The 15,544-nt window shown below is 60.0% G+C and carries 14 protein-coding genes; 1 reads left to right on the top strand and 13 read right to left on the bottom strand.

The annotated features are described in order from the left end of the window. Positions 1–5: 5 nt before the first annotated feature. Positions 6–1,076 carry a hypothetical protein gene (locus ARCT_RS0122510; RefSeq protein ID WP_027242101.1) on the bottom strand — a complete coding sequence of 357 codons (1,071 nt, stop codon included), beginning with the start codon at positions 1,074–1,076 and terminating at the stop codon, positions 6–8. A gap of 1 nt (position 1,077) precedes the next feature. After that, positions 1,078–1,668, bottom strand: a complete 591-nt coding sequence (hslV, locus tag ARCT_RS0122505; protein WP_027242100.1) for an ATP-dependent protease subunit HslV — start codon at positions 1,666–1,668, stop codon at positions 1,078–1,080. Positions 1,669–1,925: 257 nt separating this feature from the next. Between hslV and ARCT_RS0122500 the strand changes: the two genes are divergently transcribed. Continuing rightward, positions 1,926–2,117 (top strand): DUF1127 domain-containing protein, encoded by a 192-nt coding sequence (locus ARCT_RS0122500; protein ID WP_027242099.1) that lies wholly within the window; start codon positions 1,926–1,928, stop codon positions 2,115–2,117. A gap of 69 nt (positions 2,118–2,186) precedes the next feature. Here the strand turns inward: ARCT_RS0122500 and ARCT_RS0122495 are convergent, their stop codons facing one another. The 11 genes from ARCT_RS0122495 to regB all read right to left on the bottom strand — a co-directional run bounded on the left by ARCT_RS0122495 (position 2,187) and on the right by regB (position 15,423). Then, complete coding sequence (locus ARCT_RS0122495) at positions 2,187–2,552, bottom strand: Lin0512 family protein (RefSeq protein WP_027242098.1); 366 nt, start codon at positions 2,550–2,552, stop codon at positions 2,187–2,189. After that, positions 2,549–2,899 (bottom strand): Lin0512 family protein, encoded by a 351-nt coding sequence (locus tag ARCT_RS0122490; protein WP_027242097.1) that lies wholly within the window; start codon positions 2,897–2,899, stop codon positions 2,549–2,551. Before ARCT_RS0122490 ends, ARCT_RS0122495 begins: the two co-directional genes overlap by 4 nt. 160 nt (positions 2,900–3,059) lie before the next feature. Continuing rightward, positions 3,060–3,278, bottom strand: a complete 219-nt coding sequence (locus tag ARCT_RS0122485) for a DUF6500 family protein (RefSeq protein WP_027242096.1) — start codon at positions 3,276–3,278, stop codon at positions 3,060–3,062. Between the two features lie 70 nt (positions 3,279–3,348). Beyond that, positions 3,349–3,669 carry a thioredoxin gene (gene trxA / locus ARCT_RS0122480; protein WP_027242095.1) on the bottom strand — a complete coding sequence of 107 codons (321 nt, stop codon included), beginning with the start codon at positions 3,667–3,669 and terminating at the stop codon, positions 3,349–3,351. 62 nt (positions 3,670–3,731) lie between these two features. Then, complete coding sequence (gene addA, locus ARCT_RS0122475) at positions 3,732–7,100, bottom strand: double-strand break repair helicase AddA (RefSeq protein WP_027242094.1); 3,369 nt, start codon at positions 7,098–7,100, stop codon at positions 3,732–3,734. Continuing rightward, positions 7,097–10,054 carry a double-strand break repair protein AddB gene (gene addB / locus ARCT_RS0122470; RefSeq protein WP_205855546.1) on the bottom strand — a complete coding sequence of 986 codons (2,958 nt, stop codon included), beginning with the start codon at positions 10,052–10,054 and terminating at the stop codon, positions 7,097–7,099. The genes addA and addB overlap by 4 nt, the downstream gene beginning before the upstream one ends. Next, positions 10,041–10,748: a nucleotidyltransferase family protein gene (locus tag ARCT_RS0122465; protein ID WP_240476365.1), complete on the bottom strand. Its 708-nt coding sequence runs from the start codon at positions 10,746–10,748 to the stop codon at positions 10,041–10,043. Before ARCT_RS0122465 ends, addB begins: the two co-directional genes overlap by 14 nt. After that, complete coding sequence (locus tag ARCT_RS0122460) at positions 10,748–11,755, bottom strand: aminoglycoside phosphotransferase family protein (RefSeq protein ID WP_027242091.1); 1,008 nt, start codon at positions 11,753–11,755, stop codon at positions 10,748–10,750. The genes ARCT_RS0122465 and ARCT_RS0122460 overlap by 1 nt, the downstream gene beginning before the upstream one ends. Then, complete coding sequence (gene tsaE, locus ARCT_RS0122455; protein ID WP_084300929.1) at positions 11,742–12,275, bottom strand: tRNA (adenosine(37)-N6)-threonylcarbamoyltransferase complex ATPase subunit type 1 TsaE; 534 nt, start codon at positions 12,273–12,275, stop codon at positions 11,742–11,744. Before tsaE ends, ARCT_RS0122460 begins: the two co-directional genes overlap by 14 nt. Positions 12,276–12,385: 110 nt before the next feature. After that, positions 12,386–13,942, bottom strand: a complete 1,557-nt coding sequence (locus ARCT_RS0122445; RefSeq protein WP_027242089.1) for a PAS-domain containing protein — start codon at positions 13,940–13,942, stop codon at positions 12,386–12,388. Positions 13,943–14,031: 89 nt separating this feature from the next. Next, positions 14,032–15,423 carry a sensor histidine kinase RegB gene (gene regB, locus ARCT_RS0122440; protein ID WP_027242088.1) on the bottom strand — a complete coding sequence of 464 codons (1,392 nt, stop codon included), beginning with the start codon at positions 15,421–15,423 and terminating at the stop codon, positions 14,032–14,034. Positions 15,424–15,544 lie beyond the last annotated feature (121 nt).

The raw sequence follows: 15,544 nt of genomic DNA, 5'->3' as shown, positions 1-15,544 counted from the left end.
TCGTTTCAGTGAGAGGGAGGCAGGCGGTGCAGCGGCAACACAGCGGCCAAAGGAGCGAGCAAGGCAGCCCGGATCCGGGCCCAGAAGGCGCCAAGGATCACCAGGAAGAAGCCAAGCAAAAGGACGGTCATGGCAGCGCCTTCGCCGTCAAAAACGGTGCCGGCCAGGGTCACGCTGTAGCCGATCGCTGCAATCAGGAAGGACCGGCGGTCAATTACAATGGCGACCAGGGCAAAGCCCAGGAGCACCGCAACAAGTATCAGCTGGGCGCTGGGGGTGCCGCTTTCCAGCAGGCTCAGCGCGATGGTATTGACCAGGGCGGGGGCGGCAACAACATGCAGCCAGAACCCCTGTGCCGCGCGGCGGGTGACGCGATGCGGATCGCTGAGATCAAACAGCATCGCCACCGCAAAGACGACAATCCCAACGGCAAGGGTCACCCAGGCGAAGGGACCAGAGGCGGAAAACAGGAAAAAGTCGCTAATCCCATCCGGGCGACCAGCTTGTTCTGCAGCCACCATCAGGGTCAGCGCAAAGACGCCAAGCGCAATCAGCGCCATGGCAAAGGGCACACGAAACCGAAGCCAGAACAGCGCCACCGCAGCGGTGGTCAGCGCCATCGGCAGCGGCAGACTGGAGAGATCGTTCTGCGCCACCATGAAGGGTTCCGAAAACAAGGCGGTAATACCGGTCCCGGCATTTGCAGCCCATAACAAAGACAGGGCAATGGCCGGGGCGATCATGCGGCGGCGGCGGATAAAATACTCGGCAAAGATCCACAGCACGACCGCACCCAGCGCCGCAGAGGAGATGGTCTTTTCGACATATCCGCCAAGGCCGCCAGCGATAAAGGCAGCGGTGACAGCTGCCCAGCCCGAGGCCAGAATGAGCATCCCAATGACGATGAAAATCTCGTTGAACCCTTTGAACAGCTCAAAGGGCTCATCACCCGGTGCCAGATCCTCGCGCGCACCACGCCGACTATGAGACATCGCCAACAATGAGGCAGCCTGGGCCTCGCTGATCAGGCCAGAGCCAACGGCAGCGCGAATATCATTCTGGTCGATCTGGCTCACATCAACTCTCCGAGGTGGGTTTGTCTGTGCCAGTCTCGGCAGCGATGCTTTCGACGGTCAGTCGCCCATTTGTATAGACGCAGATATCAGCGGCAATCGCCATGGCGTCGCGGGCAATGGCTTCGGCGCTGCGGTCACTGTCCATCATACCACGGGCGGCGGCGAGGGCAAAATTCCCGCCCGAGCCAATGGCGGCCACGTTATTCTCTGGCTCCAGCACATCCCCTGCCCCGGTGATCACCAAAAGCTCGGTCCCGTCGGTGACGATCAGCATGGCTTCGAGTTTTTGCAGATATTTATCGGTGCGCCAGTCCTTGGCCAATTCAACACTGGCCCGGGCCAGCTGACCCGGCGAGGCTTCCAGCTTGGCCTCCAGCCGTTCCAGCAGGGTAAAGGCATCTGCGGTGGATCCGGCAAAACCGGCGACCACGTCAAACCCTCCTGGGGACAGGCGACGCACCTTGCGGGCGGTGCCCTTGATCACGGTCTGCCCCAGCGAGACCTGCCCATCGCCGGCAACGACCACTTCACCACCCTTTTTGACACCAATAATGGTGGTTCCGTGCCAGCCGGGGAATTGATCATCTGCCATTTATGCCTCCAGTTTTGTTGCCTTCTATATGGATCCATCTCCGATCCTGTACAAGTCTCGGTCGGGCGGCCTGTTTCTGCGGCCGACAGCCTTTTAGCCCCGGGTCCCTGACGGGTGCGTTAACAAAGTGCTTACTTGCTATGCGCGGCACGCAAATCGGGGCTGTTTAATGGGCAATTGTAGGACTCAGCAAGCTCTCCTACATGAGGCTTACAAACAGACAACGTGAATACACACGAACTTAAAGGACTAGTGCAATGACGACCGCAAACCTCCATGCGCCGCTGGGCGCAGTCTCCGTTCTTCGTTTGGTAGACGGAATCATGAATTTCAAAACCAACCTGGTTGAATGGAATGAATCCCGCCAGACCCGCAAGGCGCTGTCTCAGCTCTCTGCGACACAGTTGGAAGACATCGGTATGACCCGCGCGGATATCGACAAACTGTAAGACCCAAAGACCGGGTGCAGAAGCACCAGAGACGATGAGCCGCTCCAGTTTGGGGCGGCTTTGTCTTTTTCAGGAGCTGAGCTTGTAGGCGGCAGACTGATCCGGCAACCAGGCCTCAATAGCGGCAGTGGCCACTACATGCAGACCATCGGACTCGGGGTCAGCAACATTCAATCCCCCTTTGACAGCCCGCACGGTGGCCCGCCCGCGTGGCAGATCCTGTGCCACAAGATCACAATCCACCTGCGCCGGCTCCTGCACCGCTATGGTGACTTCAACCCGCATCTCGCCATGATCAATGCCCAGCTTGGAAAACAGGGTGATCGAGGAATGATGCAAGGCATCCTGCACCGCACGGCGCGCCGCCTTGGTGTAGTCCTGACCATATAGATCGTTGCCAGTGCCCATTTCCAGAATGATGCGTTTCTCGCTCATGACGCCTCCTCCATATCGAACGAGACAATCACCGCAGCATTGGCAATGATCGTGACACCCTCCCCCTGAGGTTTTGCCACGTCCAATCCGCCCTTTGTCACCGTAATACTGGGCTGGCCATAGGGAAAAATTGCTTTCAAGGCCTCGACATCCACCAGTTCCGGCTTTGCCAGGCCAATTTCTGCATCAATGATCATGGCCTCTTTTGGGAAATCAAACAGCTCTGCAATGCTCACCGAATTATGCCAAAGCGCATCCTTGATCGCACGCTTTGCCGCCTCGGTGTAATCCTGTCGTCTGAGCGAGCTGCCCATGCCGAATTCCACCAATACCCGTGTTTTTCCCATGCCTGTCTCCCGGTCTCTTTTGCCTGTCACTCTCCGCAGCCCAGCTCAAAAGAAAACCCCATATCTTCATTTGGCCAAAAATATCCCGGGGGAGTCGCCCGTGGCGACGGGGGCAGCGCCCCCTGCTTGGCTAAGGTGCTCCGCGATCCGGTCAGATCAGCTAGGCACCAGCCTGCATCATGTCGCGGATTTTTACGGCCTTCTCAAAATGGTCCAACTGATGGTCCCGGATCCACCAGGTTGCCACCTGCATCAACAGCTCCGGATCATCGTTGCGGTTCTTGAAAAAGGCATAAAACGACAGGCCTACGCCCTCCCCTTTCTTGGCGATCTTCTCGCTGCAGGTTGTAATGGCCTTTTGGCGAAACTCTGGGGTCATAAAACCGTCCTTGAAATGAAAAAGACGCCCCCACCCGGGAACGCCTTTAAAAAATGCAGTGATCGTCGGATCAGATGGACTCGTTGATCCAGCTCTGCAGCGCGGCCTTAGGGGCGGCGCCGGCGCGGTTAGACACAACCTGGCCGTCCTTGAAGATGAACAACGCCGGAATGCCGCGTACGCCCATGGCTGCAGCAGAATTCGGGTTGCTGTCGACATCAACTTTGACAACTTTCAGCTTGTCGCCATATTCGGCCGCCAGCTCTTCCAGAGCGGGACCGATCTGTTTGCAGGGACCGCACCATTCGGCCCAGAAATCCACCACAACGGGGACTGCGGAATTCTTGACTTCGGCGTCAAATGTTTCGTCGGTGACGGCTACGGTGGACATGGGAATGTCTCCTGAGATCTATGGCAACTGGAGTTGGAACCTAGGTAGAGCTTAACAGATCGTCAAGGTTCCAACACCTCCTTGAGCGCATCTGTCACAAGATCGTGCGGCAGGCTCATCAGACTGGCGTTACGGGTCCACAAAAGCGCGGTCTCAATCTGGCGGTCCGGGTAGATCTGCGCCAGCGCATGACCATAGGCCGCCATCTGCCGCAGCAGGCCCTTGGGGCAGTGCCGGGCACTTTTGGGAACCTGCGCATTGGATTTGAAATCCACCGCCAGCACCCTGTCCGCCGTCACGATGAGCCGGTCAATAATACCATACAGTCGCTGCTTTCCCAGCTGGGCGGTGATCGGCACCTCTGCCAGGGCCTCGGGGGCAAAGATATGGGACAGTTCAGGGTTTTCCAGAACAGCGCGGGCCTCGGCCAACAGATCGGCGCCATCCGGGGCCTCAGGCAACAACAGATCCGTCAGTTTGGCCCACTCAGCGTCTGGCTGGGCAGGCAGATGTTCCAGCAACAGGTGCAACCGGCTGCCGCGCGCCTTTGCGACCTCCTCGTCCAGTCCCTGCTCACCGGGCAGCGCCTTGGCGCCGCCCAGATCCGAAGGCGTCAATGCCGGTTCAGGTGCGACATAGGCCGGCGCTGGCAGGGTAAAGAGCTCGGGCAAAATGGGGCGGGACTTTTCCTGAACCTCGCGCGCAACCAGCTCCAGCCCGTCCCAATCGCCATGGGCCATCCGCAGACCTTCGCCGCCGGGCAGATCACAGGCGGTGGCGCCGCCTTCGCGCAGGGCGGCCTCAACCCGCTGATACCAGCTGTCACCGTCTTTTGACAGCGTGCCCGCCGTGGCCACAATCAGCCATTTTTCGGCCCGGGTCAGCGCCACATAGAGCAGCCTGAGCCGTTCGTTCTGCTGTTTTTCCTGCGCCGCCTCGCGGGCAGAAAACAACAGTTCTGGCATCTGATCCTTGGGCAATTTCCACACAGGGGTGCCATTCGCCACCATGATTTCCGCATCACTGGGGGCGTTGCGTTTGGCGGTATCGGGCAGGATCACAATTGGCGCTTCCAATCCTTTGGAGCCATGTACCGACATCACCCGGATCATATCACCCGAGGCCCCCATCTGGCGTTTGATCTCCAGATCATCGGTCTGCATCCAGACCAGAAACCCGGTGAGGCTGGGAATATCAGAGCGTTCATAGGCCAGCGCCTGAGACAGCAGCGCATTGATGCCATCCTCGGCCTCAGGTCCCAATCGGCCCAGCAATTTCTGCCGCCCCTGGTGGCGGGTCAGGATGCGCTCGATCAGATCAAAGGGCCGCAGGAAGTCGGTTTGATCACGCAGGTCATCCAGCACCGCCAGGGTGTCGGGAAACTCCTGGCGCCGGTCCCGCAGCGCCGGCCACAGATGTTTGCCGCTGCGACGATGGGCCAGATCAAACAGTATCTGTTCGGACCAGCCAAAGAGCGGTGATTTCAGCACCTCGGCCAGGGCCAGCGAATCCTCCGGTGTGGCCAGGAAGGACAGGAGCGCGGCGATGTCCTTGACCGCCAGTTCCGCCCCCACCTTGAGCCGATCCGCGCCGGCAATGGGCAGCTCGGCGTTTTTGCAGGCGCGGATAATTTCGGAAAACAGCTCGGATCGGCGCTGCACCAGAATAAGGAAATCACCCGCATGTACCGGACGGCGCTGAAAGGTTCCGCGTGTGGGGCCATCTTCGGGGATGGTCACCCCGCTGTCGATCATCTCCTTGATCTGGCGGGCAATGCGTTCAGCCAGAATAACCGTGTGATGACGGCTGCCGGGGCGATCCACCGGATCGGTCCAGTCGCTGTCATCGTCGTCGTCGGTTTTATCCACGGCGGGCCACAGATCCACCCGGCCGGGCAGGTCAGATTTAAAGGCCCGGTGCAGGGCGTCGCTGTGAAACCCCGCGCGGGGGCTGTCCTTGAACACCAGATCCACCAACCGCAGGATTGCGGCAGAGGAGCGGAAGGAAAACTCCAAAGCGGCGTTTTGCAGGTTTGAGCCGGATTCGGACAGACGGTCAGCAAATTCCACCTGCATCCGGTCAAAGGCATCCGGGTCAGCGCCCTGAAAGGAATAGATCGACTGTTTCTTGTCGCCGACCACAAAGATAGTGCGCTCCACATCTGAGCGCGCGCCTTCCCCGGCGGTGAATTCCTGCGTCAGTTTTTCGATGACATCCCATTGAACCGGGCTGGTGTCCTGGGCCTCGTCCACCAGAATATGGTCGATCCCCCCGTCCAGGCGGTACAGTACCCAGGCGGCCACTGCGGGGTCGTTCAACAACTGACGGGCGTTGAGGATCAGATCGTCAAAGTCGAGCCAGCCGCGCTGCTGTTTGCGCGCCTCATATTCCGGCAGGAAGGCCTGGGCAAACTGATGCAGGTCGTGGGATTTTCGGGCCGCCACCAGGGCCAGCCGCTTGGCGCGGGCGTCCTCTACCCGCAGCATCAAAGGCTCTAGCTGGTCCATCAGGCTGACATTTGCTTCGCGCAGTTTCTTGGTGGGGAACTTGCCGATCTTGGCTGAAAACGGCTCAGCGGCGCTGGCCCCGGTCAGAAAGATGTCTTCCAATATGGCCAGGTCGCCCAGTGTCGGCGTGGTAATCCCCGCCAGCTTGGCAGCGGCGCGTTGATCGGTGGTGCCGCCAGTTTTCAGCATAGTGCGGGTGCGCGACAGCAGCTCTGCCTCGCCACCCAAAAAGACCAGCGCCTCAAGCGCGGCCTGGTCAAACCCGTCGGCCAGATCAAACCGGGCCAGCAATGCGGGCCAATCCAGCTCTGTTTCAAATTCGGCCCGGCGCTGACACAGGGCTGCGGTGAGATCTTCAAAATCGCTGCCGCCAACATGGCGCGCCAGCGGTTCTATCAGATGTGCCAGACCGCCCTTGGCCATGTCCTCGACAATCTCGGCCCGCAGCAGGGATGCGGCGCGGTCTTCCATTTCGGAAAACTGCGGGCTGACGCCGGCCTCCAGCGGGAAACGGCGCAGCAGCGAGGAACAGAACGAATGGATGGTCTGAATTTTCAACCCGCCGGGAGTTTCAATCGCGCGGGCAAACAGGGTGCGCGCCTGGGCCAGATCCTCAGAGTTGGTATTGGTCTCCCCCAATTCGCTGAGCGCGGCGATAAGCTGGTCATCGCGCAGCATCGCCCATTCCCCCAGCCGCTGAAACAGGCGGTTCTGCATCTCGCTGGCGGCGGCCTTGGTATAGGTGAGGCAGAGGATATGCTGGGGCTGCACACCTTTGAGCAGCAGTCGCGCCACCCTGTCGGTCAGCACCTTGGTCTTGCCCGAACCGGCATTGGCCGCCAGCCAGGTCGAGGCATCGGGTCGGGCGGCGCGAAACTGGGCTTCGGATGCGGCATCGCGGTGTTTTGGGGCACTGCTGCTCATGTCAGATCCTCGGGTTCGGGCGTGGCGCTGCGGTCCCATTCGCCAAACCGGGCAAGATGGTCATAGTCGCCGGCGATGTCATCCCGGTGCACCATGCGGCGGCTGGAATAGCCCTGGTCCTGTTCAAAATAGGCGCCGATCAACTGTTTTAACTCTTCCCAGATCTTGGTGGGGGGCTGATCCTGTAGCGGCGCGGGGACTTCTTTCAGGGTGCTGCCCAGCCCGATAAAGGCGGCGCGGGCGACCTCGGCGGGGCCGATCTCCTTAAAGGCGCCTTCTTCGGCCATGGCGGCTTCGATCAGCAGCTGTTTTTCAAACTTCTTTTGCTGCGCTTCCGAGGGCGGCGCGCCGGTTTTGTAGTCGTAAAGGTGCAAAAAGCCGCGATCGTCTTGGTCTATGCGGTCAGCGCGACAGGCGATGGTGAAATCCAAAGGCTCCAGCCGGGCCTCGCCCATGGCTTCCAGTTTCAGGGGCTTGGCGCGGGTCTGACGGGACTGCTCTGCAAGGATGAACTCCGCTGCAAGCCGTTGGATCCGGCTGAGCCAGAGCATCCGCGCCACCGGCCAGGGCACATCGCGGTCCAGCAGGCTGCGGGCGGTTTTGATCAGATATTCGGGCGTCAGGCGGCTGGGATCCTCCAGGCTGTCGCGGATGAACACCTCAAAGATCTCATGCACCACGGTGCCGCGCAGCAGCGCATCAGGCTCTTGCACCAGCGGGTTCAAAGGCCTGAGGCGCAGCACGTGTTTGGCGTAAATCGCATAGGGATCGCGGATCAGGCGTGGGATTTCGGTGATGGTCAGCCGACGTGGCCGACTGGCGACAGGTGGCCGTGGAGAAGGGCGCAGCGCGGCGGGGATTTCACTGGGGCGTTCCAGCGCCTCTGCCCAGCCCAGCCATTTCTGGCCACGCGCCGTCATCGCGTCCAGTGCATCCTTGCCCCCCTGATCCGGCAGACCGGAGAGCAGATTGGTCAGCCGGTTGAGCCAGCGCGAGGCAACGGTATCGGCCTCATCCGAGCGGGCCGCACGGGTCAACCAGACCTCGGGCGCAGCAATGGCCTGCTGGAAATCATGCGCCGACAGGCCAATGCGGCGTTCGGGCAGCAGCAGCCCCGCCTGATGGCGCAGCTGTCGGTTAAGCCAGGGATCGGGCTTGGCCGCTTCGGGCCAGCTGCCCTCGTTCAGACCGCCCAGAATTACAAGATCGGCGCCCTGCACACGGGCCTCTAGCGTGCCCCAGATCATGATGGAGCCATAGGGCGCGTCGCGATCCCGCACCTCTCCCTGAGACAGGATGGCGGACAAAAGATCGGCAAAATCACGCGCCGACATCTCGCCGCCATAGGCCGCCTCAGCCTCCAGGTTGGTAAAGACTGTGCGCGCTTCTTGTCCGGCTTTCTTATCCCACAGGGTGCCGCTTTGACCCTCTGCCAGCACCTGACTGCCGGCGGCAATCGCTTCGGCGCGGGTGCGCAGCAGCGCCACCCAATTGGTCAGATGCAGCGTTTTGGTGACCTGCTGGTCGGCAAAGTTTTGCGACAGCCAATCTGTCCAGCCAGGCATCAGGGCGCGGTCCGTAGCAAAGGCTTCAAAGCTTGCCGTATCGGGAAAGGGCGGCCCATTGCGGCGCAGGTTCAGCTCAAAATCACGGGTATGGCGCAGATGTTCGCCGCGCGCCGCCTCGGCGCTGTCGCCATCATGGGTGAGCGGATGTTTCAACAGGGTGAGCAGCGCATCCGCCGTAAGTGGCCGGCAGAACAGCTCTGCCACATGCCGCAGGAAACGCCCCGGAGGCGTCAGTTGCAGCGGCAGGCCGGCGGAATCATCGGGCAAGATACCCCAGCGATCCAATGCGGCTGACACCAGTCGGGTGAGCATCCGATCCGGCGAGATCAGCGCGGCGGTTTTGCCATCCTCGGCCGCCTGCCGCAGGCGCAGGGCAATTGCCAGGGCCTCGGCACGTGGGTTTGGAGCCTCCACCAGGGTGACATCGGCGCAGGCCTTGTCCAATTCGGTGAGCTCTGGGCCTTCGCTCATCCAGGCGTGGGTGACGGGGGCCGGGCGCAGGGCCAGCGAGACCAGACGGTTGCGCGCCGCAGAGGCCGGCTGATCCGGGCTCCAGCGCTGTACATCGCTGGGCTCCATGTCGAGATCCGACACCAGTTTGGCAAAGCGGTATTGCGGGTGGTCTTCGGAGGTGAGTGCATCGCGCAGGTGGTGCCAGACCTCGACGGGTTGATCAAAATCATAGCCGGGCAGAACCACCGCGCCCTGGGGCAGGCGGGCAATGGCTTCCATCAAAAGATGCGTGGTCCCGCGTGAGCCCGTGGAGCCGGCCAGAATCACCGGATGCTGCGGCGGATCCACCTCCCATTTGGCGATCAGGTTTTCGACCATCTGGCGTTGCCGGGCCTGGGTGTCGACGGTGTCGCTATGCAGATCGACAAATTGGTCCACGATGCCGATGAACTGCTGTGCCCGCGCCCAATGCCCTGACATATCGGATATATCCAGGTTGCGGATGACTTCGGTGCTGACACCCTCGCTTTGCATTTCGTCAACCAGATTGGCCAGACTGTCCGAGAGATCATAAAGCGAGGACCGCGCCGCTAGGTCGGGCTGGGCCTCCAGCAGCTTGGCGATCAGCTGCGACAGCTCCAACCGGCGCCGCAGCGGTGGCAGGGCCGGGGGCAGCCCCTGCAGGCTGGCCTCGCGTGCCAGATCGGTGAGCAGACGCATGCGCGGCAATAACAGGGCCGGTCCCTTCTCAAACAGCGCGCGGCAGCGGCGCATCATCCGGGAGGTGTTGAGGATCACCTCAACGCGGGCAAAAGCTTCGGGTGGCAGCGATCTGCTGCGACTGATCAGCCCCTGGGCCAGGGCGCGGGGGAAATCAACTCCGTTGGGAACGGCAAAGACGCGTGGGCTGTCCTGAGGGTCAAACAATATCATCGGCAATCAGATCCTCGGCAATGGCGATCCCTTCGGGATGGCCCACATCGCACCAGTGGCCCGGATATTCTACCGCAAACAGCCGGTCCTGGCTGGCCATATCGTTCCACAAAAGGTTGAGAGAGAATATATTCTCTTCAATCCCGTGCAGCCCTTCGGTTTTGAGGATCTGCACGCCGCCATAGACCAGATCACCACCCCGGCTGATGTGGCCTTGGCTGTCGCAGGTGAAATCTCCACCGCCTTTGCGGCCGCGGCAGCGGCTGGTCGGGATACAGACCAATAGCGCATCCATCCGCGCCGGATCCCAGGCGTTGAGCGCCACCTGAAACGGGTTTTCCCCTTTCCAGATCACATCGGTATTGGCGGTAAAGACGGGGTCGGCCCCCAGCAGAGGCAGCGCCTGACGCAGCCCGCCGCCGGTATCGAGCACCTGTGGGCTTTCATGGCTCAGCAGCACCGCCTTGGGCGCAAGATGCGCCTCCAGTACCTGCGGCAGGTAATGCAGATTGGCGACAATCCGTTGTGGCTGGATTGCCTGGGCCAGCTGTAGCGTATGGTCGATCAACGGCTGGCCGCCGACCGGGATCATCGGTTTGGGACAGGTCTGGGTCAGCGCCTTCATGCGGGTGCCAAAACCGGCGGCAAAGAGCATCACATTGGGACAGCTGCGGGGAGGAATGGTGAGGCTCATCAGCGCAGCTTTGCCAGGTTTTCAGGGGTGGGAGCAGGCAGTTCTGGCAACAAGAATTCCGCCAAAGGAGCAAGGGCCGGATGCTCCAACCCGTTGATAACATGGGTCCAGACGCGTGGTATCAACTCCAGATATTGGGGTTTGCCAAAGTCCTGCGACAGCCGGGCGAAAATGCCCAGAATACGCAGGTTGCGCTGGACGCCGATCACAGAATAGGCACCGCGAAACCCGGATTCATCCAGTCCAGAGGCATCCAGGTATCGGTTGATCATGCGGGACTCGATGGCGGCAGGCACATCCCGGCGGGCGTCTTGCAGAAGGGACACAAGATCATAGGCGGGATGGCCTATGCGGGCGTCTTGAAAATCAATCACGCCGACCTGTGCCAGACCCTCGCGATCAGGAAGGTACATCAGGTTTTGCACGTGAAAATCCCGATGCACAAAAACCATGTCCTCTTTCACGGTCTGGCGCAGGATATCCTCAAACTGGTTTTCAAACCGGGTTTTCAGATCCGAATCGCCCCTGCCGTTGATGGCGTCGCAATAGCGCTCGATCACCAGGCCGGACATTTCAGCCATGACGCGGGGGCCCAGATGATCCAGGCCGGGCAGTGCCTTTGATCCTGAGACTTTGTGCAGCTGGACCAAAAAATCGGTGGCCAGTGAATAGAGCGCTTTCTCCTGACGGGGATCCTGTTCGAGCACCTCGTAGAACCGCTGATCGCCAAAATCTTCGGTCAGCAAAAAGCCGTTATCTGCATCCTCGCCGAGGATGGCAGGGGCGCTGAAGTCAAGGGATCGCAGGTAGTTGGCGATACGGACAAAGGGGAGAATGGTCTCGCCGCTGCCAAGAGGGGCATCCATCAGGATCAAGGTGCGGCCATCCGGGCTCGTCAGTCGCTCATACCGGCGCGCCGAGGCATCGCCGGCCAGTGGCTCACGGCTCCAGTCGCCGCGTCCGGTGCGGTGCAAAAATGCCGAAATCTGGCTGTCACGGTCTGTCATGTGCTATCTCATCCATACGGCTTTGCCATTTGGCATCGCTCCAGGTCAGGGTCAGGTGACGGCAATCTTCCTCTGCGGGATCCAGCGTGAGCTTGAGATGCAGGGCATGTGCCGGTGTCAGCTCGGCCAGGCGATCGGGCCATTCAATCAGGCAGATGGCGTCGTCAAAGGCCTCAAACAGGCCAAGTTCTTCAATCTCTTCAAGGGCAGAAAGACGGTAGAGATCCGCATGCCACAGCTCACCCGATGGAACCTCGTAGGTTTGCACCAAAGTGAATGTGGGGGAGGGGACATCTTCGGGATGAGACATCAGCGATTGGATCAGGCTCCGGGCAAAATGAGTTTTACCTGCCCCAATCGGCCCCTCCAGCAAGAGACAGTCGCCGGGCTGCAGCTGTGCGGCAAGCTGCTGCGCCAGATCTGCCGTCGCCTCGGGCGAGGTCAGCTGACAGGAAATCGGGCTGTGTGCCGCTGTTGAAGAGCGCGGGTCAGAACGGGCGGGATCACTGGGTTTGGTCATGGCTGCACAATGCATCTGGGTTGCACGGGCTGCAAGCGCCAAGGGCGCAATCACCTGGCTGATGATCGCGCCCCTTCTGGGTTTGGGGTTTTAAAAATTTGCCTTGGGTTTCAGGCAGAGCTGCTTTGATCCGTGATGGCGAACTTTTGCTGTTCCATCGGTGGAAGGCCTGGCTCTGGGGTCCGAAAGCTAACCATGGTTGCGCCATTCTGGATTGCAGTCACCTTGCACAGCAGCGGTGTGCCGTCTCGCAGTTGCACCCGCGCCCACCAGGGGGTGCGGCCATCGCTGCCGGCAACAAAGTCGCGGATTTCTCCCCAGGCCGGCGTGGCGCTGCAGGTATCCTGCCAAACGCGGGCCGCATCCATGATGGAGACCTTGGCAAAACTGGCGTCAGGATCCATTTTCCACAGCGAATGATAGGTCTCGTTCGAGAAGGTCATGGTGCCGTCATTGGCAAAAACTGCAATCGCTTCGCCCATTTGGTCCATGATCGACTGACCCATTTCCAGCTCAGACCGGAACTGACGGGTTAGCGTAACCTCGGCGGTGATGTCTTCAAACAGAAAGGCAATGGCGCCATCGGGGTGGGGACGTCCCGACACCGAATAGACAGAGCCCGAGGGCAGGGACCATGTTTCCTGATAGCGACCTTCGGCGGCGGCCTCCAACAGATCTTCGATCTGGTGGCGCCAGCTGGAATAGTTCTTTGGCTCGGGCATCAAGCGCTGGTCGCGCAGCCGGTCAAAGAAGGTCATCAGTGTGGGTCGCGAGCTGAGAAAGCCGGCAGGCAGGGCGGTAAGATCAATCAAAACCGGGTTGAACAGCACCAGCTGACGGTTGCGGTCAAAGATCGCCAGACCGATGGAGAGCTGGGCAAAGGTTTTTGCCAGTGTCTGCACAAAGTTGCGCTGGGCCACCTCGGCATCGACCACGGCGTTTACATCCACCGCATGGCACAGCCAGCCGGCCTCTGTTTCGGTGGTCGAGATATTGTACCACAGGCGTTTGCTGCTCTCTGGCATCGGGATTGAGATCCGCTCAGCCCTGCCGCTTTTTTTAGGCTCATCCAGATTGTCGAACAGGGGTTCAGAGAATTCGGCATCGCGCCCGCGGAGCTTATGGCTGAGATCATCATAGGCGAGGTTCGACCAGGTCACGGCACCCTCTTCGGATTGCAGCCAGACCGGATAGGGGGCCTGATGCACCGCAGCGCGCAGGGTGGTGAGCTCTTGATCCAGGCTCTTGTTTTGTTCTTCCAGAGTACTGCGGCGCAGCTGGACACGGGTGATACCGTCAATCCATTCGCAATGCGCTTCGCGGCTTTCGGCAGAGGCCGTGCCGGACAGAACCAGCGGGCCAACATCCTTGAGAAAGCCGGGGCTTTGCGGCAGGCCGGGGTAATTGCGGGCCAATTGATCTCGCAGCATGTTCCAGCTGAAATGCTCGGCGTGTTCACCGATGAATTTGCGCGCACCAGAGGACCAGCCGATCAGGTTGGTATCATCAAAAAGAAATACAGCATCCGTGCGCCCGTCTCCGACCAACAGATCCTGCTCCATTCCTTTGGAGCGCTGCTCGGGCGATAGCCACCAGACGGCTACGGCTGCAGTGGCGCAACAAAGTGCGGCCAGCATCAACCACTCGATCGAGATGATGTTCTGCATATTGTTCTGCCTCTAGTCTTTACTCGTTTTCCCTATGATGGCGCGGAAATGGTTAACTGTAGTTTAATTAATTACCTAAAAATGAATAGTTAAACTTCTATCCATTTGTTTTCTCCCTTGGGTACGGCATTTTCCCCTACCAGCGCGTCAATTTTTTCTCTGGGCCAGGTCACTTCGACAATGGCCCCGCGCCGCTCCTGCGGATGTGGCAGTGGTTTGCTGGCGCCATTGGTAAAGGTCAGCTCGGCTCCGGTACGCTCTAACAAGGTTTTGGCGATGAACAATCCCAAACCCATGCCCTGATACTCGGGGCGCTGTTTTCGATCACTTTCGCTGCGTCGCCGTCGCATAAACGGGTCGCCAATGCGGCCAATAAGATGCGGAGGGAACCCGCGCCCGTCATCGTAGATATGCAGGCAGATCTGATCGTCGTTCCAGGCGGCATCAATCCACACCTTTGTGCGGGAGAAATCGACGGCGTTTTGCACCAGATTGCGCAGCCCGTGAATGATCTCGGGTTTGCGCAGAATAGTCGGGTGTTGGAAACTGCCATCCGCCAGCGGCCCTTCATCAAATATGATGTCCTTGCCCCGGTTAAGATGGGGTTCGGCGGCTTCGTGGATAACCGTCGACAACGGCGCCTGGCGCAGATGTAGATCGTCTTTGCCAGCCCGGCCCATGTCACGCAGAATATGGCGGCAGCGCTCTGCCTGTTCGCGAATAAGCTGGGCGTCTTCGCGCAGTTCGGGCTGGTCCTCCAATTCGTCAATCAGCTCTCCGCTGGCCAGCTTGATGGTGGCAAGCGGGGTTCCCAGCTCGTGCGCGGCGGCGGCGACAACACCCCCCAGATCGGTGAGCTTTTGTTCCCGCGACAGGGCCAGCTGGGTGGCGGCAACCGCATCAGACATGCGCCGCATTTCCGTACTGATGCGAAAGGAATTGGCGCCAATGAACAAAATGGCGATGACGATGGCGGTCCAATTGCCAAAGATGAAAACATCGGGGATACGCAGGATAAATCCCTGCGCCGTGTGCAGCGGCATGTGGAATTCGGCCATCAGCGTGACCAGAATGATCGCAGTGCCGCCAATGATCAGGGTTGACCGCAGGCCCATCATCGCAGCGGAAATGGTCACCGGGGCAAGCACCAGCAGGGCAAAGGGATTGTGAAGACCACCCGAGAGATAAAGAAGGAACCCAAGCTGAAGCAGGTCGAACAGCACCATCAGAAAGTTTTCAAACTCTGACAGGCGTTTGTTTTCCGGGAAGACAAAGATCGCCAGCAGATTGCTGATCACCGAGACGCCAATGGCCAATAGGCACAGGCCGAGCTCCAGTTGCAGATTATACAGCAGCTGCGCCACGGTGATCGCGATGAGCTGGCCCGCAATGGCAAACCAGCGCAACACAATCAGGGTCCGCAGGCGAATCCAGTGACTGCGGTCTTCACCCTGCATGAGGCCAAATTCTGTGTCGGGCATGCGAAAGCTCCTGGAGCTTGAGATATTTCACGGCGGCTCGCAGACCTGTGACCAACTCGCCCAGTTGCATTGCCTGAGTTTCTTGATAGGTCTGGCGGCGAAAACGATCAACTCTCCTCCT

The organism is Pseudophaeobacter arcticus DSM 23566 (assembly GCF_000473205.1).
GTDB classification, from domain to species: domain Bacteria; phylum Pseudomonadota; class Alphaproteobacteria; order Rhodobacterales; family Rhodobacteraceae; genus Pseudophaeobacter; species Pseudophaeobacter arcticus.
The sequence above is the reverse complement of the archived record's forward strand: the minus strand, read 5'-3'. Positions and strand labels throughout refer to the sequence as shown.

Excerpts from the sequence above, each read along its gene's own strand:
- ARCT_RS0122500 (WP_027242099.1), top strand. The coding sequence starts at position 1,926 with ATGACGACCGCAAACCTCCATGCGCCGCTGGGCGCAGTCTCCGTTCTT.
- tsaE (WP_084300929.1), bottom strand. The coding sequence starts at position 12,275 with ATGACCAAACCCAGTGATCCCGCCCGTTCTGACCCGCGCTCTTCAACA.
- addA (WP_027242094.1), bottom strand. The coding sequence starts at position 7,100 with ATGAGCAGCAGTGCCCCAAAACACCGCGATGCCGCATCCGAAGCCCAG.
- regB (WP_027242088.1), bottom strand. The coding sequence starts at position 15,423 with ATGCCCGACACAGAATTTGGCCTCATGCAGGGTGAAGACCGCAGTCAC.
- ARCT_RS0122445 (WP_027242089.1), bottom strand. The coding sequence starts at position 13,942 with ATGCAGAACATCATCTCGATCGAGTGGTTGATGCTGGCCGCACTTTGT.
- ARCT_RS0122490 (WP_027242097.1), bottom strand. The coding sequence starts at position 2,899 with ATGGGAAAAACACGGGTATTGGTGGAATTCGGCATGGGCAGCTCGCTC.
- ARCT_RS0122465 (WP_240476365.1), bottom strand. The coding sequence starts at position 10,748 with ATGAGCCTCACCATTCCTCCCCGCAGCTGTCCCAATGTGATGCTCTTT.
- addB (WP_205855546.1), bottom strand. The coding sequence starts at position 10,054 with ATGATATTGTTTGACCCTCAGGACAGCCCACGCGTCTTTGCCGTTCCC.
- ARCT_RS0122495 (WP_027242098.1), bottom strand. The coding sequence starts at position 2,552 with ATGAGCGAGAAACGCATCATTCTGGAAATGGGCACTGGCAACGATCTA.
- trxA (WP_027242095.1), bottom strand. The coding sequence starts at position 3,669 with ATGTCCACCGTAGCCGTCACCGACGAAACATTTGACGCCGAAGTCAAG.
- hslV (WP_027242100.1), bottom strand. The coding sequence starts at position 1,668 with ATGGCAGATGATCAATTCCCCGGCTGGCACGGAACCACCATTATTGGT.
- ARCT_RS0122485 (WP_027242096.1), bottom strand. The coding sequence starts at position 3,278 with ATGACCCCAGAGTTTCGCCAAAAGGCCATTACAACCTGCAGCGAGAAG.
- ARCT_RS0122460 (WP_027242091.1), bottom strand. The coding sequence starts at position 11,755 with ATGACAGACCGTGACAGCCAGATTTCGGCATTTTTGCACCGCACCGGA.